Here is a 22,324-nt window from a genome sequence, read left to right on the forward strand (position 1 = left end):
ATAGAAGATCGATTTAAAAAAGAGGTGCCCTATAAGCGGATTGACTGCTTATAGGGCACCTCCTGTCTCTTTAGGCAATAAAATAACGCTCACAGCAATCTACAGTACAATGACCGTAAATCTTGTAAGCGTTAGTGCTTGCTCGTCTATGAATCTGAAAAAACAAGATCGTACATATGCCTCCACGTGTCCCATCTGAACACATCGTCTCCTGAACCGTTGCCAATAAATACGTACCCGGCATATAATCCTCCGATTAAAGCAAGAATCAACAGCAGAGGTACAATGCTCTTGCGCAAAAACCACAGAAAAACCCGCGCCGCTTTTGAACGCTGCTGCTTTGACCCGGCTTCTTGCTCCGATGCTGCACCTTCTGTACGCTGTGGTTGTTCTTGTTCAATTCGCTTTGTCTCCAAACCGGTACTTCGTTGTTGTCTCTCTTGATTTTCCATGCTTATTTCAGTCCTTCCAATCTCATCAGCCGCGCAGATTGTTCGCCATACCCATCATCGTATCGCTTGATGTAATCGCCCGCGCGCTCATTTGATATGCCCTTTGTACGATCATCAGGTCGGACATTTCGTTCGCCAACGTTACATTGGATTGCTCAAGGAAGCCCTGCATCAGCCTGATGCTGTTCGTATCATCGGGAACGACCGTACGAACCGCTTCCTCGGCATTAAGGCCGTCGGCAATGACAAACAGGTTATCGGCTGTCGCCGTCAGAATGCCTGGCTTCATGGGCTGTACGAGCTTCACGCGCCCCAAATCGATCGTATCGAAGCCATCCCGGGATACAGCGGTAACTTCCCCTTCCGGGTTAATTCGAACGGAATACCCGTCCGGCACCTCGATACGCCCTTCTTCACCGTCAGGCCGCTGTATGATAAGCGGATAACCATCGCCTGTCGTAATAATCGGTACCCCGGCCTGATCGAGTGACAGCTGGAACGCACCGTTGCGTGTATAGGATCTAGAACCCGCCTCATCCGTAACTACCTCGAATAAGGCATCTCCTTGAATGGCCAGATCATAAGGATTATTCGTCGATTGGATCGGCCCTTGGGATAGATCGGGCTGCACCATAGTCAGCCTGGAGCCCCATCCCTGGTTAAAGCCAAGCGGCGTCAAACGGACAGGCTGCTGAAACGCTTCGCCCTGCTGTTTCATATTTGTAAGCAAATCTTCGAAGGTCGCTACTTTGCGTTTGTAGCCGACCGTATTCACGTTAGCGATGTTATCGGCAAGCAAATCCAGCTTCTGCTGCATACCGCTCATGGAAACCATCGCATTAATCATTGAACTATTCATGTCGGTACCCCCTAAATTCTGCCTACCTCGTTAACTGCCTTCTCTAAGCTTCGGTCATAAAACTGGACGACCTTCTGATTGGTTTCATATGCGCGAAGCGCAGCCATGATATCAACCATGGACTGTGCGGAATCGACATTCGACCGCTCGATATACCCTTGACGCACCTCGTAACGATCCGTTTCATTCGCTGGGCGAACCAAGTTCTGGTCCCCCATTAACCTGAATTTGCTATTTCCTTCACGAATCAGTTGATTCGGGTTCTCCACTCGGGAAACCAACAGCTGTTCTCCGGTATCATCGCCGCTCAACCGGTCAATGAATCGCTGATCTCCCGTCAATGTCAGCTGATCAATCGAAATATCCGATCCGAATTGAATCGGCTCGTTATTACTTCCAAGCACATAAGAACCATCGCCGCTGACAAGAAAGCCTTCGTCATTTAAAGTGAATTTTCCGTCCCGCGTGTACCGGGTTTCGCCATCACGGTCTAACAGCGTAAAGAACATTTGCGGCTGAAAGGTCACTTCTCCATTGGGCGCGATGTATTTCCCGGAGGCATCAAACGTCATTCCGGGCACCGCTATATCAGACATAATCGCAAAGTCTGAAGAACGGCTCGTCTCCGCCAAATCCCCTTGAAGATGAATCGATAGGCTTTCCTCCGCAAACACCCCGGTATTCACGATGCCGAGCTTTTTCGATTTCTCGTTTTCGATGCCGGTTAGCGAAATCAGCATATCCGGAAACGAGCGCGAGACCGCATTAACCTGCTTAAAACCCGGCGTATTCATATTGGAAATATTATTCGTTACCGTATCGTGGCGGCGCTGCTGCGTTACCATGCCCGCCGCTGCCGTATATAATCCTCTTAACATGGAGCTGCCTCCCTCAAGCTTGTCCAATCCATCATCAAGCACTTTCATACGGCTTGATAGCGATCGATATATTGTCTATCTTATTTATCGGCCGGTTGGAATCTTCTTGTGATAGCTTGTCCGTTTGTTATCGCATAAACTTTTTTCTAAGTTTTTGAAGGGATGGATCAATCAGATTAGCCCAGCTTCTTGGCCACCTTGTCAAGGTTGTCCAGCATAATTCCAGTCCCTTTCACTACACAATGCATCGGATCATCCGCGATTAACACCGGAACCTTCAATTCTTCCGCAAGCAGCGCGTCCAGTCCGCCCAGCAGCGCGCCCCCGCCAGTCAGAATGACGCCGCGATCGATAATATCCGCCGACAGCTCCGGCGGCGTACGCTCCAGCACCGACTTGGCCGCGGATACAATGGATGATACAGAATCCCACAACGCTTCGCGCACTTCCTCGGAATGAATGGTTATCGTAAGCGGCAATCCAGTCACCATGTCACGGCCGCGGATGTCCATCTCTTCCTTGCGTCCGTCATCATATACGGTTCCAATTTTGATCTTGATATCCTCGCTTGTGCGCTCACCGATCAACAATTTGTATTTGTTTTTAATGTATTTCATAATCGCTGCGTCGAACTTGTCCCCTGCCACTTTAATAGAAGAGGCGGTAACAACGTCGCCCATAGACAGGACAGCAACATCCGTCGTTCCTCCGCCAATGTCTACAACCATGTTGCCGCTGGGCTGGAAGATGTCCATTCCAGCCCCAATCGCAGCCGCTTTCGGTTCCTCTTCCATAAACACTTCACGGGCGCCGCTGCGCTCCGCTGCTTCGCGGATTGCCTTCTGCTCCACAGAAGTGATGTTTGTTGGAGCGCAGATCAGAATCCTCGGACGGCTGTACCATGTCCTGCCGCCAACTCGATCAATAAACGCTTTAAGCATAATTTCCGTTATTTCGAAGTCGGCGATGACACCATCCTTCAATGGACGGATGGCTATGATGTTGCCTGGCGTACGCCCGACCATTCGATGAGCTTCTTCACCGACAGCCAGCACACGTTTTGTATCGTTCTCGATCGCAACGACCGATGGCTCATCCAGAACAACACCCCTGCCTTTCACATGAATAGATACATTGGCCGTACCGAGGTCAATTCCGATATCCTTGCTCAACATAAGGCTTAAGTCCCCCACAACAAAATAGTATTCAAATCTAATAAATCATCTCGTATGCCCGATATACAGGCTTAGATCGATCACAACTCATGTTTAACCAAGTCTAGATCTTTATTCGCTATTTACATCGAAAATCCTCTATTTTTGTAGAAAATAATGTTACGTTTTTCCTGCAGTTAATACTTCCCGCTTCTTTCCTGTTGTTTTCTTGTATTTAATCTTCGTTGCCTCTCCTCCCCTCAAATGCCGGATCGATTTGTGGTATTCGAGAATGTGCTTTACCTGATCCGCCAGGTCGGGATTGATTTCCGGCAGCCGTTCGGTTAGGTCCTTATGCACTGTGCTTTTGGAAACACCAAATTCTTTGGCGATCGTCCGTACCGTATTCTTGGTTTCCACGATACAGCGGCCGATTTTTATCGTTCGTTCTTTGATGTAATCGTGCACGTTCCCGCCTCCCTACTCGAGATAGTTTGGTACATTATATGAGTGGAGTGGGTAGATATTCTTTGTTGCCAGGCATGACAAGCCTAATTCGTACAATTATTTTCAAAAAATCGCCATTCTAATCCTTATCAACATAAAAAGGCAGGGTTTCCCCTGCCTTTAGTCCTTACTCTTCCATTAACTCCGGAAGCAATTCATTCGGGTTGATGACCTTACCGGCATGGCGCGCTTCAAAATGTAAATGTACGCCAAGATCCTTCTCAAGCTCGCTGCGTCCCGCTTTGGCAATTAATGTGCCTTGCTTCACTTCATCTCCGGTTTTCACTAGAACGTCGCTCAGGCTTTGATAGATCGTTACCAGATCGTTCTCATGCGTAATTTCCACGACATAACCGTTGGTTGGATGCTGTTCGACATGACTCACTTTACCGCTCAATGCCGCAATAACATCGAAGGGTTGATCATCGGCTCTCACCAGGTCAATTCCCATATGCGGTGTAAATGTGTTGCCGGATTGTACCATAGCAGCTTGACGCTCTTCGCTGGATGCTTGCGCATCATAGAATGGCATCACGACTTCAAGCTCACTGCGATTCAGAACTGGCCACTGCATCTGTTCATCTCCGGTAATGACTTCCAACGTTTCTTCATCCGGATCGGTTACCGCAATCTCGTCCCCTTCGATGACTTCAGTAAGTTCGCTAGTCTCTGTTGCTGTCTCCTGCTGCTGCGTCCCCTGATAGACCCACATTAAGGTTACGATAATTGCTGCCGCGGCCATGAACACTGCCGGCGATACCCATTTCTTCGACAGCAGTCTCTTCCATGAAGAAGCCTTAACGTCAGCTCTTCCTCCCGGAACCGATTTGGGAGATTCTTCATGCTTTTGTTTAGATTTGTTATCTTCATTCATTCTCCATCACCTCACTAGCTATTGTTGCCAGAACCATATCTTTTATACGTGAGGTGATTGCTATTTTTTCAGATTGCAACCTTTTATATCGAATCAGGTAACTTCGAAGCTTGTTCCACCTTGGTTCCTGTATAGTAGTGTTTCAGAATCTGCTCGGCGTTTTTACCAGTTTTCGCCATGCCGTTGGCCCCCCATTGGCTCATCCCGACACCATGTCCGTAGCCGTAGGTCGTGAATTCGATATTCCTGCCTTTGACCTGCCAGGTAAACTGGCTGGACGCAAGCCCTAACCGCTCTCGAATTTCCCTGCCGCTGAACGTCGAGCTGCCGATTGCAATTTCTTGAATCCGTTTGCCGGCTGTTGCCTGCAGCACACGGATCGATTTCTCTGACCCTCTCTTTACGCCAAGCTTCTTATAGAAATCTCTCAGCCTGATTGATACCGTCTCTTTATATCTCGGGGAGATTGCTTCATCCCAAGGGCTGGCTACGCTTCGTAAATAGGGCAGCGGCAGCGACCAGTAATCCTCGGAGTTTTCGGTGTACCCGTTGCTTGTCGAGAAAAACGAGGCCTCAATCGGCTCTCCGTTGTATGTAATAATCTGTCCGCTTGTTTCATCTACCGCTTGATTCAGTTTGCTCAGATTGGCCTCTGACTCGTCTTTCGGCCATCGGCTGAGCAGCTGCTTTAACGGAATGTATACCTGATGCTGCACCGTATCGGTAACATCCCCTTGCGCCAAGGTTTCCCTAGCCTCCGGATTGGAGAGATGGCGGATAATATAGGTTCTGGCTGCGATCGCCTGCGCCTTTAACGCCTCAAGCTCAAAATCGACCGGCATTTCCCCGGCGATAACCCCCCGAACATATAATTCCAATGGAATGCGCTCTACACGTTTCTCTTCGGTTAGATAAACGTTAACTCTCAGCCCGGCCAGAACATTCCGCGGTGGATCGGCAGGTTTCTCTACCGGCTCCGCTGTATTTCTTTCTTGTGGGCCATCAGTATTTGTTGCTTCCGGCTCAAAATGCACGATAGCTTGACCCACAACAGGCACAGGGGGCTGCTGCCTTGGCTGCGGGAAGAAAACGGCGATAGCGAATAATCCAAGCCCGAATGCCATCCACCAAAACTTTGATCCTAGTATTTTCATTACCGGCTCCTTCCATGAGATTAGGCGACCGCAAAACAGGCCGAGGCAAGACATTAGAAGGGCTGCGCCTTATCTCGAGCTCACTCTCAGTCGTTATTGATAGTTCATTCTATGAGCCGGATTAATAGGATAGAACCTGCCTGTCTGATCCTCGCACCGTCAACTTTCAGCAGTTGCATACCGTGCTGCGTATACAAGTAAATGATCGTTTCTCTGGCCTCATCCAACAAAAAAAAGCCGCCTGCATGAGGCCGCTCTTTTCGGTCAATTTTGGTTATGCCCAAGTGGGCTGAACATTTAATACAGCTGCGACATCTTTATCCCGTTTGAAGCTGCCGGAATCAGAATCTGCTGACATGGCCGGCGCCAAAGGCGGGACTGATTCGGATTGTGCGGCCACTGCCGGAGTTAAAACCGGAACAGCTTCTTCGGTGATTTCTTTGATCACGTTGGCAGCTGCTTCTTCTGCTGCTGTAACCTCAGTAGTAATCACTTCTTCACGTTTAATATTCGCACCCAGGCTTGCAAGCTTCTCTGTAATGTTCACATATCCGCGGTCGACATGATAAATGCCGGAGATTTCCGTTTCGCCTTCCGCCTTCAAAGCTGCACAGATCAGTGCAGCGCCTGCACGAAGGTCAGTAGCGCAAACTTTAGCGCCGACAAGCGGGGTGTTTCCGCTAATAATTGCGCTGCGGCCTTCAACCTTGATCTGTCCTTGCAGTTTGGCGAACTCTTCCACATGCATGAAGCGATTCTCAAATACGGTTTCAGTGACGATGCTTGTTCCTTCAGATACCATAAGCAGCGCCATCATTTGTGATTGCATATCGGTAGGGAATCCAGGGTATGGCAACGTCTTAACATCAACGCTCTTCAACGGATGATTCGCTCTGACATGAAGGCCGTTATCTCCTTCTTCAATCTCAACGCCCATCTCTTGAAGCTTAGAGATAACGGGAGCCAGATGATCGGAGATTGCACCTTCCACATAGACATCGCCGCCGGTAATGGCCGCCGCGATTATGTAAGTTCCAGCTTCAACCCGATCCGGAATGACTGTGTGAGCGACGCCGCGTAAGCTTTCTACGCCTTCAATGCGGATCATGCCTGTGCCCGCTCCGCGGACCTTCGCGCCCATTGCATTCAAGTAGTTGGCCAAATCAACGATTTCCGGCTCTTTTGCCGCATTCTCAATTGTTGTCGTACCCTCAGCAAGTGCGGCTGCCATCATAATGTTCTCCGTTGCACCAACGCTCGCAACATCCAGATAAATCTTAGCGCCTTGCAGCTTGCCGTTTGTTTTCGCTTCGATATAACCTTGACCCAAATTGATCTCCGCACCCATTGCTTCGAAACCTTTTAAATGCTGGTCAATCGGCCGAGTACCAATTGCGCATCCTCCAGGCAAGGAAATCCGGGCGCTTCCCAAACGAGCCAGCAGCGGGCCCATTACGAGGAATGAAGCGCGCATTTTGCGAACCAGATCGTATGGCGCTTCAAAAGACGTCAATTGTGAAGCGTCAATGTACATCATCTCGCTCTTATAGGAGATCTTTGCTCCCAGAGAACCGATAACCTTCTGTATATTTATAACATCATCAAGGAGCGGCACATCATGGATGACGCTCTCCCCTTCATTAGCAAGCAATGAAGCCGCAAGTATCGGCAGTACGGAGTTTTTAGCCCCGCTTACTTTTACGGTTCCCGATAATCTTTGGCCACCGCGGACGATTATTTTGCTCATTTTATTATTCCCCCCGCGCGTTGCGATCTTTACTATCTTTACCAGAAGAAAATGGCACTTTAGACAGAATTCCACAAGCTCCATCTTAACATTATCTTACACTTTTCGACAAGTGTTATTTTTTCCCTGCTGCACTCGGCCATTGATCGACGTAAAGATAGCATTCGCAAAGCTATTCTTTTTTCGTTCCGTCATGTATTACCCATTGTTAACTTTTTTTAATCTGCTTATTCGACAAACCAGCGCAACATGCTGGACCATTGCAAATAATCCAATATAAAGCTGGCAAACCCATGTCCAAGCACGATGGCTAACAGCACCTGCAGCATGCGTGCTTGTCGACTCCGAGGCCGTTTTACAAAAGCATCCAGCTTTATTTCCTGAATAACATACCAGGCAAATGTAATACTAAGAAGCGTCACAACAATGGACATCAGCCCATTCATTCCGACTGCCGCTCCCATGCCCCCAAGATTCATAACTTATCATTCATTCCTTTCATTTCAATGCTCGGTAGATCAGCGCTGAAAACTCAGCACGGCTTGCGGTTTGCTGCGGTTGGAATTTATTACCCGGATATCCTGTAATCCAACCGGAATGTTTTAATTTCATCAACATAGGCGCGGCCCAATGATCCACCTTTACATCTGCAAACGGCGGTTGGTCCGGCGATACGCCCTTCAAGCCCATCGCTGCGCCGAACATGGCAGACATTTCAGCACGGATAATCAAGCGGTCCGGCGCAAAGGTATTGTTCGGATACCCGTTCACCCACCCGGCTTTCACCGCTTTGGCTATGGAACCGTAAGCCCAATGGCTATCGGAAACATCCTTGAACACTGCAGCTGTTCCAGAGCCTGGCTCGCCGAACGCTCTAATCAATATGGTCACCGCCTCAGCGCGAGTTATGCCGCGGCCCGGTTCAAAACGATATTCCCCATAGCCGCTGACAACCCCTTGGTCAGCCAGCCCTGAAATGGCCTGTTTCGCCCAATGGCCGCTAATATCGCGGAAGCCGGAGATCAGCGGGTCCACATTTGCCTGAAAGCGGTAGTACTGATGATGAAATGGTTTGCTGGCTGTTACTTTCACGTAATAATTGCCCTGACTTAGTTTGCGGTTTGTAACCAACGACGTCTTTCCGTTAACTGAAGTCACTTTAAACAAAGATTTCTGCGTTTTGTCAAAGCTATGCATCGTCATCGTTACTTGGCCTGGAATATCATTCAGCCTCATGGAAACAATGCTCTCCTGCGTTAGTCGAAGCTGAAACCAATCCTCATCCTTCGCTTTGTCGATTACGCCAACATATTCTGTATCCGCTCTTACGGCTGTCGCCTCATAAGATTTGTCATTGGGCTCGTTAGGGTCATCATAAACAGTGAGATAATCAAGCGTCAATTTATACGTCGCCACGACAGGGCTTGCTTCACTTGCCGAAGCATTGTGCACCCGAATAAAATACTTACCCGGTGTAATGGTTATCGGAGACGATTCATCGGTTAACTCAGTTGCGCCATCGCCTCTTTTGTCGATTTCCAGGATTTGTTCCCCAGCTTTGCCGATTGCCAGTCCGGGATCGATTCGCACCGAATCGGTCTCCAGCTTAAGATGAAGCTTTCCGCCTTGTTTGAACGTAACCGCAAACCAGTCACGATCGCCTGTTTGGTGGAAATTCCCTGTCACCGATTGGCTGTTCGGCGTTAACGTATAAGCTTCATAGTTCTTGTCATTGACCTCATAAGCATCCGGAGCAATTTGAAAATCGGCCGTCAGCAAATAGGGCAGAACTCCGCTGTGCTTGGTGTCGTCAAATTGCAGCTCGATATAGTTTTTCCCTTTGCTAACTTCCCAATCCACTGTTTTATTCCCAATCTTCATATCCTGCGTCCCTCTCGTCCGTGAGCCCGCGTAATGGGTCATCCTGACCGGGGGAAGAGGCTTGCCTGGTGACGTTAAACCTTGAAATTTCATCGAAAGCGTGCCGTCAAACGGAATATCTATTACGAACCAGTCTTTATCCTTCCCTGTTGCTAATTGACCTGAAAGCCGAGTGTGCAGCGGAAAATGGTAAGCAGCGGCACGGCTGTCATTAGGTTCGGCAGCATCCGGCTTATAATCGGCAGTCAAGGCCTTGTCAGCTTGAAGCAATCCGTAACCTGTAGCAGAATCCCATCCTTTCCCTCCGATATCCTTGGCCGATTGACGGATCAAGGCTCTGATCTGGAAAGGCTTGAGACTCGGATATTTAGCCCAAATGAGTGCAGCAACTGCAGCAGCCTGCGGCGCTGCCATCGAGGTGCCTTCTTCTTTCTTATATCCTCCGCCGAGTGCCGTGGTATACACATTCCATGGGGCAACAATATCAACTTCGGAGCCGGGATTTGATCTTGGCTCCGGTTTGTTGTCAGCCGTCGCGCCGCCTACAGCCAACACCGAAGGATAACCCGCCGGATATTTCACCGCAGCCTTCGAACCATACTTTAAGCCATCATTGCCTGTCGCCGCTACAAGCAGCACGCCTTTGCTTTCCGCATATTCTGCGATGTCCCGCATATAGGGCGAGTTTCGGTAAAGACCCACAGATAGCAAAACAATTTTGGCCCCGTTTCTTACGGCATACAGGATCCCCTCGCCTAACCGCTGTTCATCGCCGAATCCGTCGGCATCGAGCGCCTTGACGGGCATAAGCTTAGCGTTCCATAAAATACCGGAAACACCCTCCCCGTTATTGCCAACCGCAGCAAGAACGCCCGCAACACTTGTTCCATGCCCATTGTCGTCCTGCGGACTTCTGCCGGGCCTCACAAGATTTGTGCCGGACACAAGATTACCCTTGAGATCGGGATGCTCCATATCAATACCGGTATCAACGAGCGCTATCGTTATCCCGGTGTGGTCATGCGCGATTTCCCAAGCATTCTTCGCATCGATCTGATCCAGATACCGCTGCTTTGGCAGATCCGGATCATTCGGTGCGGCAGCGGACAGCATCCGTACCCGTCCATTAGGGTGCACATACTCCACGCCAGGCAGCTCACGCAGCCGGTTCAGCCACAGTTCCACATCCGAGCCGGGCTCCGGACGGACAACCATCACAGCCGTCTCCAGCTGGCGGTGAAGGACCTGCGTTCCGCTCAACTCGGTTTCCTTTGAAGGGTCGCTCCATTTAAGCAGCCAGCTCTTTGGCTCCTCTTCGGCTCCGTCATGCCCGGCCTGACCGTAGCTCGGCGCATGCGCCGCCGGATTGGGAAGAGCGGCTCCCTGCAGAAGCAGCAATGCAAGCAGGAAGAGCAGCGCGCGCGCGCCCCTCCTGCGTGCGTCCGTCTTTGGGCCCATCGACGTCCGCTTGTTTTGCGGCCCGGCCGATCGGTCCATCGGTTTTGCCGCGTTTGGTTCATGACAATGAAATTTTATCATCATAATTTGCCTTTAACCTTTGTTTTCTAATATGAAACGATTCGCGTTGATCGTTCTATTTCCTTTTTTTCGACAAAGAAAAGGACTATTGTCCTAACGATCATTTTTTTTGATTTCCCAATAAAATAGGGACCATTTTTATTATATGGCAACCGGACCGTTTCAACGCTCAATCTTGTTTCAAATTTAAAAACTTTCACGAGTGAATTACCACTCGCCAGCTTCAGCTGCGTTATTCAGATGCAAACAAAAAGCTCCTGCCGCAATTCTCGCCGCACTATAATGCCACCGTAGTCCGGCAGCGTCTTATGCGGCAGAATCCAGCAAGAGCTGATCAAAACCCTATACGATTAACGAACCCACAGATCTCCAGGCAAGGAGAACACCGTATTCAACCAATCCAGCACCGGATTCGGGAAAATACCCAGCGCTATCGTTGCCCCTACGCAAATCCAAATTGCCAGCCCTGTAGGTACCGGTATCCAGATCTCGCCGCCGCCTTCAGACGTTCGCATGAACATCTGCCGAATGACGGAGAAGTAAAAGTAATACGAAATTACGCTGGTTGCGACCATAATGGCGACAATCCAGAAATCCTTCATTTGTGCTGCGCCAATTAATATGAACAGCTTGCCGAAGAAGCCGCCGGTGACCGGAAGTCCGGCCAGTGACAAGATCATCACTATCATCGCCGCCGCTGTCCATGGCGCCCGATAATACAAGCCCGCAAAACCGCTTAGCTCCTCATGGCCCGCAGCCCTGCTGACAACCGCCAGCACGGCGAAAGCGCCGATGTTCATGAACAGGTATGCGATCAAATAAAACAGCAGCTCACTCATATTATTCGAGTGGAATCCTACGATTCCAACGCTGATCGGCACCAGCAAATACCCCGCGTTTGCTACGCCTGACAAGGCCAGCATACGTTTCATATTACGCTGGCGCAAGGCAACCGTAGTGCCCACGATCATCGCAGAGACAGCCAGTACCTTCATAGCAAGGAATACGTCTCCCCCCAGCGATCCTGCGGCTCCTCCTTTAAAATACGATGTATCAAACAAAGCAGTATTGTAGAAGATCCGGAATAACACAGCTAGCGCCGCGGCCTTTGAAATGACTGCCAAAAATGCCGTAACAGGCGTGCTGGCACCCTGATAGACGTCAGGCGCCCATGCATGAAACGGCGCGGCGGCAATTTTCATGCCCAAGCCGCCAAGCATAAAGAAAAATGCAATGTAGACAAATGCCGGATATTGTGAAACGGCATTCTGCAGGCCAAGCGCGATCAACCCCAGATTCGTCGAACCGGTAACTCCATATAAATACGACATTCCAAACAGGATAATCGCCGAGGAAATGCCCCCGATAACCACATACTTAAATGCTGCTTCCGAACCGATCGTCACTTTCTTGCGCATGCCGACAAGCACATAGGTCGTAATGCTAAGCAGTTCCATGCCGACAAAGATCGTAATCAAATCGCCTGAGGAGGCCATAATCATCGCACCCAGCACTGCAGGCAGCAGCAAGGTATAGAACTCGCCTTTATCCGGCAGTTCATCATCCCGCTTCACCGTGCCAAGGCTCATCAGTACGATTAGCGCTGCCCCAACAAGGAAGATGATCTTCATCAGGCTCGCATAATCGTCAATCCGATAACTGTCACCCAATAAACGGACCACAGCGCCCGGCTCTCCTCCAACCGGATTCATCTTCAGCATATGCCATACGACAAAGTATAGCGATAGGAGAAGGCCGCTGAGCGACAGCCAGCCGATCGTCTGCCGGCTGAATCGATTCGGCAGCGCCAAATCGATCAATGTTAGAAGAATTGCCGCGATAACCAGCGTCAATTCGGGCGTGAGATAGGCCAGATCGTTCCATGTTAATCGTCCTAGTGCATCGTTGTACGCCATGGTCTACCCTCCCACCCTTGCATTCAATTGATTGATCAAAACATCGAAGCTGTGCTGCAGCGTATCCGTCAAAACCGACGGATATACGCCGAGCAGGACAATAAACGCGAGCAGCGCAATCATCGGTACCGCTTCGATCAGCCGCGCATCCTTGAATGTGATGAACCGCTCCGGCATCGCACCGTACGTGATGGCCAGCACGGCGCGCAGCACATAAACTGCCGTCAGAATAACACCGATCGTAGCGATAACCGTCAGCCACTTCATCGTATCAAACAACCCTAGCAGTGACAAAAACTCACCTATAAAGCCGGATAGTCCCGGCAATCCCAGAGAAGCCATACCCGCTACAAGCAGAATCCCGCTCATAAACGGCATAGAGCGCGCCAGTCCCCCGAGCTCCGGAATTTCCGTCGTCCCTGTCCGTTCGTATAGGCTGCCTACGATCAGGAACAGCAGCGCCGAGATCAGACCATGCGATACCAGCTGGAACACGGCCCCCTGCAAGCCGATCTCGTTAAAGGACGCGATACCCAGAAGCACGATGCCCATATGGCTGATGGAGGAATAAGCGAGCACCAGCTTAAATTCCTTCTGCACCATCGCCAGAAGCGCGCCATAGATAATGTTGATTACACCGAGTACGGCGAGCACAACCGCCCATTCACGGGCCTGCTCCGGAAACAGAAAGATCCCGAAGCGGAGCAGTCCGTAGGCGCCCATCTTAAGCAAAACCCCGGAGTGGATCATAACAATGGCCGGCGGGGCTTCCGTATGCACCTTCAGCATCCACGTATGGAACGGAAAGATCGGAAGCTTAATGCCAAATGCGATGAGCAGCAAAATGAATACCGCCCATTTCACCCCATCCGTTAAATAAAACGGATTGTTTCCTCCCAGCATCTCGGGAAGCACATTCACCAGCGCTTCCGGATTCGTCAGATTGGACAGCAGATTCTCGTAATTGCCGCTGTATATAAGCGACGCCGTGTTATCGGTCTGCACATAGGTAAGGCCCGCTGTCGCAATGAGCATCACAAATGCCATCAACATGAGCGCAGAGCCCAGACCATTGTAAATCAGAAATTTATTAGCCGCTTTTTCCCGGTTAAAGTATCCCCAGATGCCGATAAGGAAAAAGGTCGCGATCAGCGTCAGCTCAAAGAACACGAAGAAGAGCATCAAATCCCGCGCCAGGAACACACCCAGCATCCCGACTTCAAGCAGCAGAAACCAAATATAGAAAGACTTCCATCTTTTCTTGATATGAACCGAAGCCAGTGCGGCCATAAGCGATACCAAAGCCGTCAGCAGCACGAGCGGCAAAGACAAGCCGTCTACACCCATATGATACTGGAACTCCAGCATGTAGGATGTCACACCGGGCGCCAGCGTTTCTTTGTTAACCGGCACTTCAACCCATGTGGACAGTTCCTTGAACTCCGCTCCGCCTACCTCAGGATGGTAGTTCGCGTACAACCAGAACGTTAAAATTAACGGCAGCAGCGTGGCCGCAATTGCCGTCACTTTCAGCAGGCGGCTCCGCTGCTTCGGAAGGAACAGCAGCACTAGTATACCGAGCAGAGGCGAGAAGGTAATGAGCGACAATACCGGTAAATCTGCGAGCATTACCAAAACCTCCTTCCGACAATCACGACGATGAGCACGATCAAGCCGATAGCTGTGATCAGGCCGTATGTCTGCACCTGTCCGTTCTGCATGCGTATGCCCGCTCTTCCGGTCCATACCGCAGCAGCGCCCGTCAGCCTTACAACCCCGTCGATGATATAGTCGTCAACCGCTTGCAGCGCCTGACCGATGCCGCGCAGCGGCACAACGATAACGGCATGATAAAGCTCATCCATATAATATTTTCGTTCCAGGAGCTTGACCAGCCCAGGCACGCGTGATGATACCACATCACGGGAGATCGTCCCTTTTACATAGATCAGCCATCCTAAATAAATCCCTAATGCGCCAACCGCGGTGGAGATGACCATGACCAGCTCGCTGCCGTGATGGACGACTTCTTCACCTGGCAGCAACCATCCGCCGAGAAAGCCGAGCCCGCTCCAAGGCAGCTCCACGAATCCGGCCAGGACGGCAAGCACGGCCAATACAATGAGCGGCACTGTCATAACGGCAGGCGACTCATGCGCATGCGCTTTGCTGCGCGATTCTCCCGTAAAGACGAGGAAGAAGAGCCGAGCCATGTATAGAGCGGTGAAAAATGCCGCAACGAGGCCGACTACAAAGAGCAGCGGATTGTGATCCAGCGCCGTGGACAAAATCGCATCCTTCGACCAAAAGCCGGAGAACGGAGGGATCCCGGATAACGCCAACGCGCCAATCCCGAACGTCCAGGCGGTAATCTTCATCTTCGAGCCAAGCCCGCCCATCTCTTGAATGTTTTGCGTATGTACCGCGTGAATAATGCTGCCAGCGCCCAGGAACAGCAGCGCTTTGAAGAAAGCATGTGTGAACAGATGGAAGATACCGCCTGTCAACGAGCCTAATCCGAGTGCCATCATCATGTAGCCAAGCTGGCTTACCGTTGAATAGGCGAGGATCCGCTTGATATCATTCTGTGCAATCCCGATGGTCGCGGCAAAGATCGCCGTAAACGCCCCCACATAAGCGACCGTATTCATGGCGGCTTGAGATGCCTCAAAGATATCGTAGGTCCGGGCCACCAGAAATACGCCTGCCGCAACCATGGTAGCGGCATGGATCAAGGCACTGATCGGCGTCGGGCCTTCCATTGCATCCGGCAGCCACACATGCAGCGGGAACTGGCCGGACTTGCCGACGGCGCCGACAAAAATCAGAATCGCGATCAATGTCGTAATGCCTTCAGCGATTGTCCCTGTCTGACCGTCGAAAACATTCTTAATCGAGGCAAAATCAAGCGCATGATCCGGCATGTACCAGAACAACAGCAGAATCGCGATCAGCAGACCGACATCTCCGATACGCGTAACGATAAAGGCCTTCTTCGCGGCCGCTCTTGCCTCCGGCTTCGTATACCAGAAACCGACCAACAGGAACGAACAGACGCCGACCAGCTCCCAGAATACATACATCGTAAGCAGGTTCTCGGACAAGACCAACCCAAGCATCGAGAAGGTGAAGAGCGCGATATAGCCGTAAAATACGGAGATCCGTTCATCGTCCTTCATATAACCCATCGAATACAAGTTAACGAGGAAGCTGACCAGCGTAACGACGACCAGCATTAACGACGTTAGATGCGTCACCTCAATGCCCATCGATAGCTGTACATTGCCTATTGTCATCCATGTAAAACGTTCGCTGAATTCTTCACCGCTGCCCATCTGCTCGAACAATACCAATATCGACAGCATAAGCGCGATTAACGAACCCGTGAGAGCGACCATAATTGAAGTGGCGCGTAAACTCCGTCCGAATGCCGTGATGATCAGAAACGCGACGAGCGGAAACAACGGAATGAGCCATGCGTACTGTGAATAAATGCTGTCCATTCTGCGCTACCTCCTCATCTCGTCGAATTCGTCGATTTCAACTGTGCCTCTGCTGCGGAACAACGCAATCAGGATCGCAATCCCTACCGCCACTTCAGCCGCTGCGACTGTAATGGTAAAGAGCGAGAAAATTTGTCCGGTTAATGAGGGTACAACGCCATATTTAGAGAAGGCAATCAAGTTCAGATTGACCGCATTGAGCATAAGCTCGATACATAACAGCACGACAACCGCATTCCGTTTTGCCAGCGCACCGTACAGACCGATACAGAACAGAATCGCCGCCATCGTTAAATAGGAAGATAACATTAATCGGCCTCCTTCTTCGCGATTACAATCGCGCCGATAAAGGCGACTGTAAGCAGTACCGATACGAGCTCGAATGGAATGACATAGCCCGTATACAGCAGCTTACCGATTTCCATCGTATTGTCTTCGCCTGCCTGGAATTGCTCTGGAACAGACAGCTCGGTGATCCGAATCGCATAGAATAAAATGCCGAATAAACATAATGCGGCAATGGCCGACAACGCTTCATGCACCGGCCGCTTGGGTTCATCCTGCATCGCTTGATGCTTCGTCATCATGATGCCGAAGACCATAAGAATCGATACGGCACCCGCATAGATCAATACCTGCACAAAGGCAACGAACTCCGCTTCCAGCAACACAAACATGCCCGCCAAGCCAAGAAACACCGCCGCAAGGGAGATCACCATGTGAACGACCTTGGTGAAGCTCACCATCAGTACCGCGCCGCTGATGATGATAACGGCAAATACGAAGAATGCGACAAATTCGCCCGTCACTTCAATATTGAACATGGCTTACTTGCCGCCCCCTTTCGTCGGAGCGCCGATATTGTTATTGTCTTTGCGCACCAGCTTGTTGTTCGTGCTCAGCCATTCCATATCCTTGAACAATTCATCGCGGCTGTATGAGGACAGCTCAAAATTATTCGTCATCACGATCGCTTCGGTCGGACACACCTCGGTGCACAAGTCGCACAAGATGCAAATCTCGAAGTTGATATCGTACGTGTCGATGACTTTCCCTTTTTTCTCCGGGTCGGGATTCGGCTTGCCGGTCAGTGTGATGCATTCGGTCGGACAAACGCGCGCGCATTGATTGCAGACGATGCATTTGTCAGGTTCAAAATGCTGAATGCCACGGAAGCGATCCGGCATCACGAACGGTTCGTCGGGATAGGAAGTGGTGACCTTCTTCGATGTCATCGATTTGAGTGTAACGCCCAGTCCTTTTAACAATCCTTTCATATCCGTCTCCCCCCGTTACCTTTTTATGAAAAACTCGATGTAGGCTGCTGTAACAAATACATTTAGAATCGCCAGTGGAAGCAGTACCTTCCAACCAAAACCCATCAGCTGATCGACCCGCACACGCGGGAACGTCGCCCTCAGCCAGAACAGGAAAAACACGATACAGGCAAATTTCAACATAAACCATAATAATCCCGGGACGAAATCGAGGAACGGTGCCGGCGCATGCCAGCCTCCCAGAAACAGGATCGTCGTCAATGCGGCAATGGCGTATACATACACATACTCCGTCAGCATGAAAAATGCAAAGCGGAAGCCGCTGTACTCCACATGATAACCGGCCACAAGCTCCGACTCCGCCTCCGGAAGGTCAAACGGCGTACGGTTCAGCTCGGATACCGCCGCAATAACGAAGACGACAAATCCGATGATCTGAGGCAAAAAGTTCCATTCCCAGAACCAGTTGCCCTGCTCGGCGACGATGGTACGCAGGTTCAAGCTGCCGGAGAGCATGACTACGCCGACGATGGAAATGACGAGCGGCACTTCGTAACTGATCATTTGCGCAGCCGAGCGCATCCCGCCCAGCAATGCATATTTGTTATTGGATGCCCAGCCGCCGAGCACGATCGCCAGCGTCGTAATGCCCGACAAGGCAACATAATAGAGCAATCCGACATTCAAATCCGCAAAATACAAACTGTCCGTATAAGGAATAACCGCCAATACAGCGAATGCCGGCACATAAGCAAGCACCGGCGCAAGGATGAACAATGCGCGATCCGCCTTACGCGGGATCGTATCCTCCTTGAGCAACAGCTTTAAGATATCAGCAACCGTCTGCAGGAGACCGAACGGTCCGACACGATTGGGGCCGATCCGCAGCTGCATCCAGCCGATGACCTTGCGTTCGAAGTAGATCGCATAGGTGACAAAACCCAGTACAATCATTAGAAGCACGACGGCGGATAAAAAGAAAATCAGCGCATTGCCCCAAGTGAGCTGTTCGAGCAGCAAGTCGCCCATCAGCAATCGACCTCCCCGACAACAATATCGATGCCGCCCAGTATCGTAATCAGATTCGTCATCGTTTCACCTACAAGCAGCTTAGGCAAGATCTGCAGATTGACGAAGGAAGGACGGCGGAACTTTAAGCGGTACGGCTCGGACTTGCCCTTTGAGACGATATGGCAGCCGATCTCGCCGCGCGGCGATTCGATGCGCACATACGCTTCTCCGGCCGGCGGACGAATGACACGAGGCACCTTACCCATCGTCTCCCCATCGCTAGGAAATTGCTCTACCGCCTGCTTCAAAATGCGGAGGCTCTGACGGATTTCCTCGAGTCGCAGTAAGTATCGATCATGACAGTCGCCTATTTTGCCCACGGGCACGTCAAATTCAAAGCGGTTGTATAAGGAATAAGGCTCCGCTTTGCGGATATCCCAGTTCACGCCCGTACAGCGCAGGTTCGCACCCGACAATCCATAGTCGATCGCGGTCTGGGCGTCATATGTGCCGACACCTTTGATCCGGGCCAGGAAGATCTCATTGCCGCTGACCAGGTTATTGTATTCATCCAGCTTCTTCTCCATATACGGAATGAAATCTCGCACCTTGTTCATCCAGCCTTCAGGAGCATCCCATTTGACGCCGCCCACACGCATGTAGTTATAGGTCAACCGCGCACCGCACAGCTCGTTGAACAGATCAATAATGATCTCGCGGTCGCGGAAAGCATATAGGAACGGACTCATGGCACCGATATCGAGCAAATACGTCCCCCACCATACCAGGTGACTGGCGACACGCTGCAGCTCCATCACGATCAGGCGCAGGAATTCAGCCCGTTCCGGCACTTCCAGCCCCATCATCGTTTCCACTGCGTGGCACAGCACGTAGTTGTTCGTCATCGCCGACACGTAGTCCATCCGGTCCGTATAAGGAATGATTTGTGTATAATTGAGATTTTCCGCCAGCTTCTCGGTTCCCCGATGCAAATAGCCCATTACAGGGATTGCTTCGGTAATGACCTCCCCATCCAGCTTAATGATAATGCGGAATACGCCGTGTGTGCTTGGGTGCTGCGGACCCACGTTAAGCAGCAGTTCTTCAGTACGAATCACGTCAGGTCACACCTCCGGGTCAAGCGGTTCATAGTCTTTGCGCAGCGGATGCCCGACCCAATCGTCCGGCATCATGATCCGGCGCAGGTCCGGATGGCCGGGAAAGTCAATTCCCAGCAAATCATATATTTCACGTTCGTTCCAATTCGCCGTTGCCCATACAGGCGTAACGGAATCGACAGAAGGCGTTTCGCGATCGGCCTTCACCTTCAATACGTAATCTTCCTTTGTATCCAAAGAGATAAGATGATACACCACTTCCATGTAGGTCTCATAATCCACACCGGATACATTGCGCAAGTAATTGCAGCGAAGCGATTCGTGCTGTTTAAACAGCTCTGCGGCCGCACGGATCTGCTTCGGTTCAATGACCAGGGTGGGCACATCTCCATTCAATTCATTTATGTAAGCGTCCGCGACGGATGTCTCGCCAAGCTCGGAGCGGACAAGCGCTGCTGCGCGATCAAGCCGCGGCTGGTTCGGCGATGGTGCTTTCGGCTCCTCCGGCGTTTCCTCCGCTGCCGCTTTTGCCGCGGCACGAGCCGCGCGGGCTTCCGCCGCCGCCTTCAGCTTTGCTTCCTTTTCCGGATCTGCAGCCGACTTCGCTTCACCTGTCCCTGCAGCTTCGCCGGATTCAGCGGCCGCTTTCGCCGCCGCCCGTGCAGCCCTGGCTTCCGCAGCTGCTTTCAGCTTCGCTTCCCGCTCCGGATCAACGGCCTGCTCTGGTGCTGCCGCCTCTTTGTCGCCAGCCTCTTTTATCTCGCCTTCCGGCTGCTGCGATTGCGGCTGCTCTTTGTCCTTGTTATCCTCACTCATCGATTGGTCACCCGCTTTCCGGTCTTCGCCTCATAGCGGATCTTCTCTTGCAGTTTATTGATCCCATAGATCAGTGCTGCCGGATTAGGCGGACAGCCTGGGATATATACATCGACCGGGACGATCTGATCGACGCCTTTCATGACAGCATAAGATTTTACATAAGGCCCTCCAGCCGTTGCGCACGAACCCATCGCAATCACCCACTTTGGCTCCGGCATCTGGTCATATAAACGGCGGAGCAGAGGCCCCATTTTCTTGGTAACCGTGCCGGCCACGATCATCACATCGGACTGGCGCGGTGAAGTACGGAACATAACGCCGAATCGGTCCAGATCATAGTGCGAAGCTCCAGTGCCCATCATTTCGATGGCGCAGCAAGCCAGACCAAAGGTCAACGGCCATAACGAGTTGCTGCGCGCCCATGCTTTGAGCTCCTCCAGCGTTCCCATGAATACATTGCGCTCCAGTTCCTTGCGCTCCTCGGGTGTAATTGACGCTAAATTGAATTCCATTTGAGCACCTTCTTCTTCCAAGCATAGAGTAAGCCGACAAGCAGCAAGGAAACGAAAATCAACATTTCAACGAGCACAAACAGGCCCAATTGCTGATACGCAACGGCCCAAGGATATAAGAAAACGGTTTCGACATCGAAAATAACAAACATCAGCGCAAACAAATAATAGCGGATATTAAACCGGACCTGTCCTTCACCGACCGGAATATTACCGCTCTCATACGTTGTCTGCTTCTCTGTACTCGGTTTGCTCGGACGAAGAATTCTCCCGGCGGTCAGCGCGACTACAGGGAGCAAAATGCCAAGCAGGATGAAGATCGCTACAATCACATAGTTATTGATGTACTTCTCCATTGAATCGCCTCCGTTCGCTAGCATGAAGGGCGAGGCAGCAGCACCGCGCCTTGGTCAAATTTCCCTCACAATTATAACAAAAGCTACCACTAACGTCTATGATGTAGTTGATTTGGAGGATCCAAACCGATTTCCGCGCGCATTTAGGGTTACCAATATCAGGGATAAAAATCCGCCTGCTATTTCTTTATTTTCACATAAAAAAAGGAAGCCACTTATCAGGCGGCTGCCTTTTGTCGTATCAGTTGTGGTAATCAATTAACCCAAGCACGCTTTTAACATCCAGACCGTTTTCTCCATCCATTCCTGTTTGCCGATCAACATATCTGCAGTGGGCTCGTCTCCTGCTTCTTCGGCCATTTCTGCCGCTTCGCTGGTTTCCTTGGCAAGCTGGTTCAAATCATCAATCAGTGATTTGAGCATCGCATCCGCTGATTCGCCGCCTTTGGCTTCCTTGATGCTAGCTTCCGCCAAGTGCTCCTTAAGGGTAGAGTACGGCTGGCCGCCGATCGTCAGTACCCTTTCTGCAAGCTCATCCATTATAAGTGTTGATTCATTATACAATTCTTCAAACTTCGCATGCAGGGCGAAGAAATTCGGTCCTTTAACATACCAGTGGAAATGGTGAAGCTTCATATACATAACGCTCCAGTTCGCCACCTGTTTGTTTAATTGTTCGACTACTGCCGCCGATTGCGATTTTTTCTCTGGTGATTTCGTTGCCATTTCAATTCCTCTCCCTTCATCAATCAAAAATTCGGTGTTTG

22 protein-coding genes are annotated in these 22,324 nt (G+C 50.9%); all 22 read right to left on the reverse strand.

The window, feature by feature from the left end; genetic code table 11:
• Window positions 1–146: 146 nt before the first annotated feature.
• Window positions 147–452, reverse strand: coding sequence for a DNA-directed RNA polymerase subunit beta (locus IEW11_RS03100; protein WP_188528942.1), 306 nt, complete (start codon window positions 450–452; stop codon window positions 147–149).
• Between the two features lie 25 nt (window positions 453–477).
• Window positions 478–1,311 carry a flagellar hook-basal body protein gene (locus IEW11_RS03105; protein ID WP_188528944.1) on the reverse strand — a complete coding sequence of 278 codons (834 nt, stop codon included), beginning with the start codon at window positions 1,309–1,311 and terminating at the stop codon, window positions 478–480.
• 11 nt (window positions 1,312–1,322) lie between these two features.
• Window positions 1,323–2,189: a flagellar hook-basal body protein gene (locus tag IEW11_RS03110; RefSeq protein ID WP_188528946.1), complete on the reverse strand. Its 867-nt coding sequence runs from the start codon at window positions 2,187–2,189 to the stop codon at window positions 1,323–1,325.
• A gap of 176 nt (window positions 2,190–2,365) precedes the next feature.
• A complete protein-coding gene (mreB, locus tag IEW11_RS03115; RefSeq protein ID WP_188528948.1) occupies window positions 2,366–3,364 on the reverse strand; it encodes a rod shape-determining protein MreB in 999 nt (332 codons plus the stop codon).
• A 159-nt stretch (window positions 3,365–3,523) separates the two neighbouring features.
• Complete coding sequence (spoIIID, locus tag IEW11_RS03120) at window positions 3,524–3,811, reverse strand: sporulation transcriptional regulator SpoIIID (RefSeq protein WP_188528950.1); 288 nt, start codon at window positions 3,809–3,811, stop codon at window positions 3,524–3,526.
• 166 nt (window positions 3,812–3,977) lie between these two features.
• Window positions 3,978–4,724: a M23 family metallopeptidase gene (locus tag IEW11_RS03125; protein ID WP_188528952.1), complete on the reverse strand. Its 747-nt coding sequence runs from the start codon at window positions 4,722–4,724 to the stop codon at window positions 3,978–3,980.
• A gap of 83 nt (window positions 4,725–4,807) precedes the next feature.
• Complete coding sequence (gene spoIID, locus IEW11_RS03130) at window positions 4,808–5,878, reverse strand: stage II sporulation protein D (RefSeq protein ID WP_188528954.1); 1,071 nt, start codon at window positions 5,876–5,878, stop codon at window positions 4,808–4,810.
• A gap of 274 nt (window positions 5,879–6,152) precedes the next feature.
• Window positions 6,153–7,625 (reverse strand): UDP-N-acetylglucosamine 1-carboxyvinyltransferase, encoded by a 1,473-nt coding sequence (gene murA / locus IEW11_RS03135; RefSeq protein ID WP_188528956.1) that lies wholly within the window; start codon window positions 7,623–7,625, stop codon window positions 6,153–6,155.
• A gap of 227 nt (window positions 7,626–7,852) precedes the next feature.
• Window positions 7,853–8,071, reverse strand: coding sequence for a DUF1146 family protein (locus IEW11_RS03140; RefSeq protein ID WP_229724936.1), 219 nt, complete (start codon window positions 8,069–8,071; stop codon window positions 7,853–7,855).
• Between the two features lie 52 nt (window positions 8,072–8,123).
• On the reverse strand, window positions 8,124–11,048 hold the full coding sequence (locus tag IEW11_RS03145) for a S8 family peptidase (protein WP_229724937.1): 2,925 nt from the start codon (window positions 11,046–11,048) through the stop codon (window positions 8,124–8,126).
• Between the two features lie 347 nt (window positions 11,049–11,395).
• Window positions 11,396–12,961, reverse strand: coding sequence for an NADH-quinone oxidoreductase subunit N (locus IEW11_RS03150; RefSeq protein WP_188528960.1), 1,566 nt, complete (start codon window positions 12,959–12,961; stop codon window positions 11,396–11,398).
• A 3-nt stretch (window positions 12,962–12,964) separates the two neighbouring features.
• A complete protein-coding gene (locus tag IEW11_RS03155) occupies window positions 12,965–14,590 on the reverse strand; it encodes a complex I subunit 4 family protein (RefSeq protein WP_188528962.1) in 1,626 nt (541 codons plus the stop codon).
• A complete protein-coding gene (gene nuoL, locus IEW11_RS03160) occupies window positions 14,590–16,464 on the reverse strand; it encodes an NADH-quinone oxidoreductase subunit L (protein ID WP_188528964.1) in 1,875 nt (624 codons plus the stop codon). Before nuoL ends, IEW11_RS03155 begins: the two co-directional genes overlap by 1 nt.
• Before the next feature lie 6 nt (window positions 16,465–16,470).
• Window positions 16,471–16,773 (reverse strand): NADH-quinone oxidoreductase subunit NuoK, encoded by a 303-nt coding sequence (gene nuoK / locus IEW11_RS03165; RefSeq protein WP_188528965.1) that lies wholly within the window; start codon window positions 16,771–16,773, stop codon window positions 16,471–16,473.
• The gene (locus tag IEW11_RS03170; RefSeq protein ID WP_188528967.1) at window positions 16,773–17,288 is read right to left on the reverse strand and encodes an NADH-quinone oxidoreductase subunit J; all 516 of its coding nucleotides are present in this window, start codon (window positions 17,286–17,288) and stop codon (window positions 16,773–16,775) included. Before IEW11_RS03170 ends, nuoK begins: the two co-directional genes overlap by 1 nt.
• Before the next feature lie 3 nt (window positions 17,289–17,291).
• Window positions 17,292–17,741, reverse strand: coding sequence for an NADH-quinone oxidoreductase subunit NuoI (gene nuoI / locus IEW11_RS03175; protein WP_188528968.1), 450 nt, complete (start codon window positions 17,739–17,741; stop codon window positions 17,292–17,294).
• Window positions 17,742–17,756: 15 nt separating this feature from the next.
• On the reverse strand, window positions 17,757–18,770 hold the full coding sequence (nuoH, locus tag IEW11_RS03180) for an NADH-quinone oxidoreductase subunit NuoH (RefSeq protein WP_188528969.1): 1,014 nt from the start codon (window positions 18,768–18,770) through the stop codon (window positions 17,757–17,759).
• Entirely contained in the window at window positions 18,770–19,870 is a 1,101-nt protein-coding gene (locus tag IEW11_RS03185; RefSeq protein WP_188528970.1) for an NADH-quinone oxidoreductase subunit D, read from the reverse strand. Before IEW11_RS03185 ends, nuoH begins: the two co-directional genes overlap by 1 nt.
• 6 nt (window positions 19,871–19,876) lie before the next feature.
• Window positions 19,877–20,686 carry an NADH-quinone oxidoreductase subunit C gene (locus IEW11_RS03190; RefSeq protein ID WP_188528971.1) on the reverse strand — a complete coding sequence of 270 codons (810 nt, stop codon included), beginning with the start codon at window positions 20,684–20,686 and terminating at the stop codon, window positions 19,877–19,879.
• Complete coding sequence (locus IEW11_RS03195) at window positions 20,683–21,201, reverse strand: NuoB/complex I 20 kDa subunit family protein (RefSeq protein WP_188528972.1); 519 nt, start codon at window positions 21,199–21,201, stop codon at window positions 20,683–20,685. Before IEW11_RS03195 ends, IEW11_RS03190 begins: the two co-directional genes overlap by 4 nt.
• Entirely contained in the window at window positions 21,186–21,557 is a 372-nt protein-coding gene (locus tag IEW11_RS03200) for an NADH-quinone oxidoreductase subunit A (RefSeq protein WP_188528973.1), read from the reverse strand. The genes IEW11_RS03195 and IEW11_RS03200 overlap by 16 nt, the downstream gene beginning before the upstream one ends.
• Window positions 21,558–21,815: 258 nt before the next feature.
• On the reverse strand, window positions 21,816–22,283 hold the full coding sequence (locus tag IEW11_RS03205; protein ID WP_188528974.1) for a Dps family protein: 468 nt from the start codon (window positions 22,281–22,283) through the stop codon (window positions 21,816–21,818).
• Between the last annotated feature and the right edge of the window lie 41 nt (window positions 22,284–22,324).

Source organism: Paenibacillus abyssi (genome assembly GCF_014640295.1).
Lineage (GTDB): Bacteria > Bacillota > Bacilli > Paenibacillales > Paenibacillaceae > Paenibacillus_D > Paenibacillus_D abyssi.

Bases quoted from the DNA above. Each gene is read 5' to 3' on its own strand.
- IEW11_RS03145 (WP_229724937.1), bottom strand. From the start codon at position 11,048: ATGATGATAAAATTTCATTGTCATGAACCAAACGCGGCAAAACCGATG.
- IEW11_RS03100 (WP_188528942.1), bottom strand. From the start codon at position 452: ATGGAAAATCAAGAGAGACAACAACGAAGTACCGGTTTGGAGACAAAG.
- IEW11_RS03150 (WP_188528960.1), bottom strand. From the start codon at position 12,961: ATGGCGTACAACGATGCACTAGGACGATTAACATGGAACGATCTGGCC.
- spoIID (WP_188528954.1), bottom strand. From the start codon at position 5,878: ATGAAAATACTAGGATCAAAGTTTTGGTGGATGGCATTCGGGCTTGGA.
- IEW11_RS03190 (WP_188528971.1), bottom strand. From the start codon at position 20,686: ATGAGTGAGGATAACAAGGACAAAGAGCAGCCGCAATCGCAGCAGCCG.
- nuoH (WP_188528969.1), bottom strand. From the start codon at position 18,770: ATGGGCGACTTGCTGCTCGAACAGCTCACTTGGGGCAATGCGCTGATT.
- IEW11_RS03200 (WP_188528973.1), bottom strand. From the start codon at position 21,557: ATGGAGAAGTACATCAATAACTATGTGATTGTAGCGATCTTCATCCTG.
- IEW11_RS03205 (WP_188528974.1), bottom strand. From the start codon at position 22,283: ATGGCAACGAAATCACCAGAGAAAAAATCGCAATCGGCGGCAGTAGTC.
- nuoI (WP_188528968.1), bottom strand. From the start codon at position 17,741: ATGAAAGGATTGTTAAAAGGACTGGGCGTTACACTCAAATCGATGACA.
- nuoL (WP_188528964.1), bottom strand. From the start codon at position 16,464: ATGGACAGCATTTATTCACAGTACGCATGGCTCATTCCGTTGTTTCCG.
- IEW11_RS03170 (WP_188528967.1), bottom strand. From the start codon at position 17,288: ATGTTCAATATTGAAGTGACGGGCGAATTTGTCGCATTCTTCGTATTT.
- mreB (WP_188528948.1), bottom strand. From the start codon at position 3,364: ATGTTGAGCAAGGATATCGGAATTGACCTCGGTACGGCCAATGTATCT.
- IEW11_RS03125 (WP_188528952.1), bottom strand. From the start codon at position 4,724: ATGAATGAAGATAACAAATCTAAACAAAAGCATGAAGAATCTCCCAAA.
- murA (WP_188528956.1), bottom strand. From the start codon at position 7,625: ATGAGCAAAATAATCGTCCGCGGTGGCCAAAGATTATCGGGAACCGTA.
- IEW11_RS03195 (WP_188528972.1), bottom strand. From the start codon at position 21,201: ATGGAATTCAATTTAGCGTCAATTACACCCGAGGAGCGCAAGGAACTG.
- IEW11_RS03155 (WP_188528962.1), bottom strand. From the start codon at position 14,590: ATGCTCGCAGATTTACCGGTATTGTCGCTCATTACCTTCTCGCCTCTG.
- IEW11_RS03140 (WP_229724936.1), bottom strand. From the start codon at position 8,071: ATGAATGGGCTGATGTCCATTGTTGTGACGCTTCTTAGTATTACATTT.
- IEW11_RS03105 (WP_188528944.1), bottom strand. From the start codon at position 1,311: ATGAATAGTTCAATGATTAATGCGATGGTTTCCATGAGCGGTATGCAG.
- nuoK (WP_188528965.1), bottom strand. From the start codon at position 16,773: ATGTTATCTTCCTATTTAACGATGGCGGCGATTCTGTTCTGTATCGGT.
- IEW11_RS03110 (WP_188528946.1), bottom strand. From the start codon at position 2,189: ATGTTAAGAGGATTATATACGGCAGCGGCGGGCATGGTAACGCAGCAG.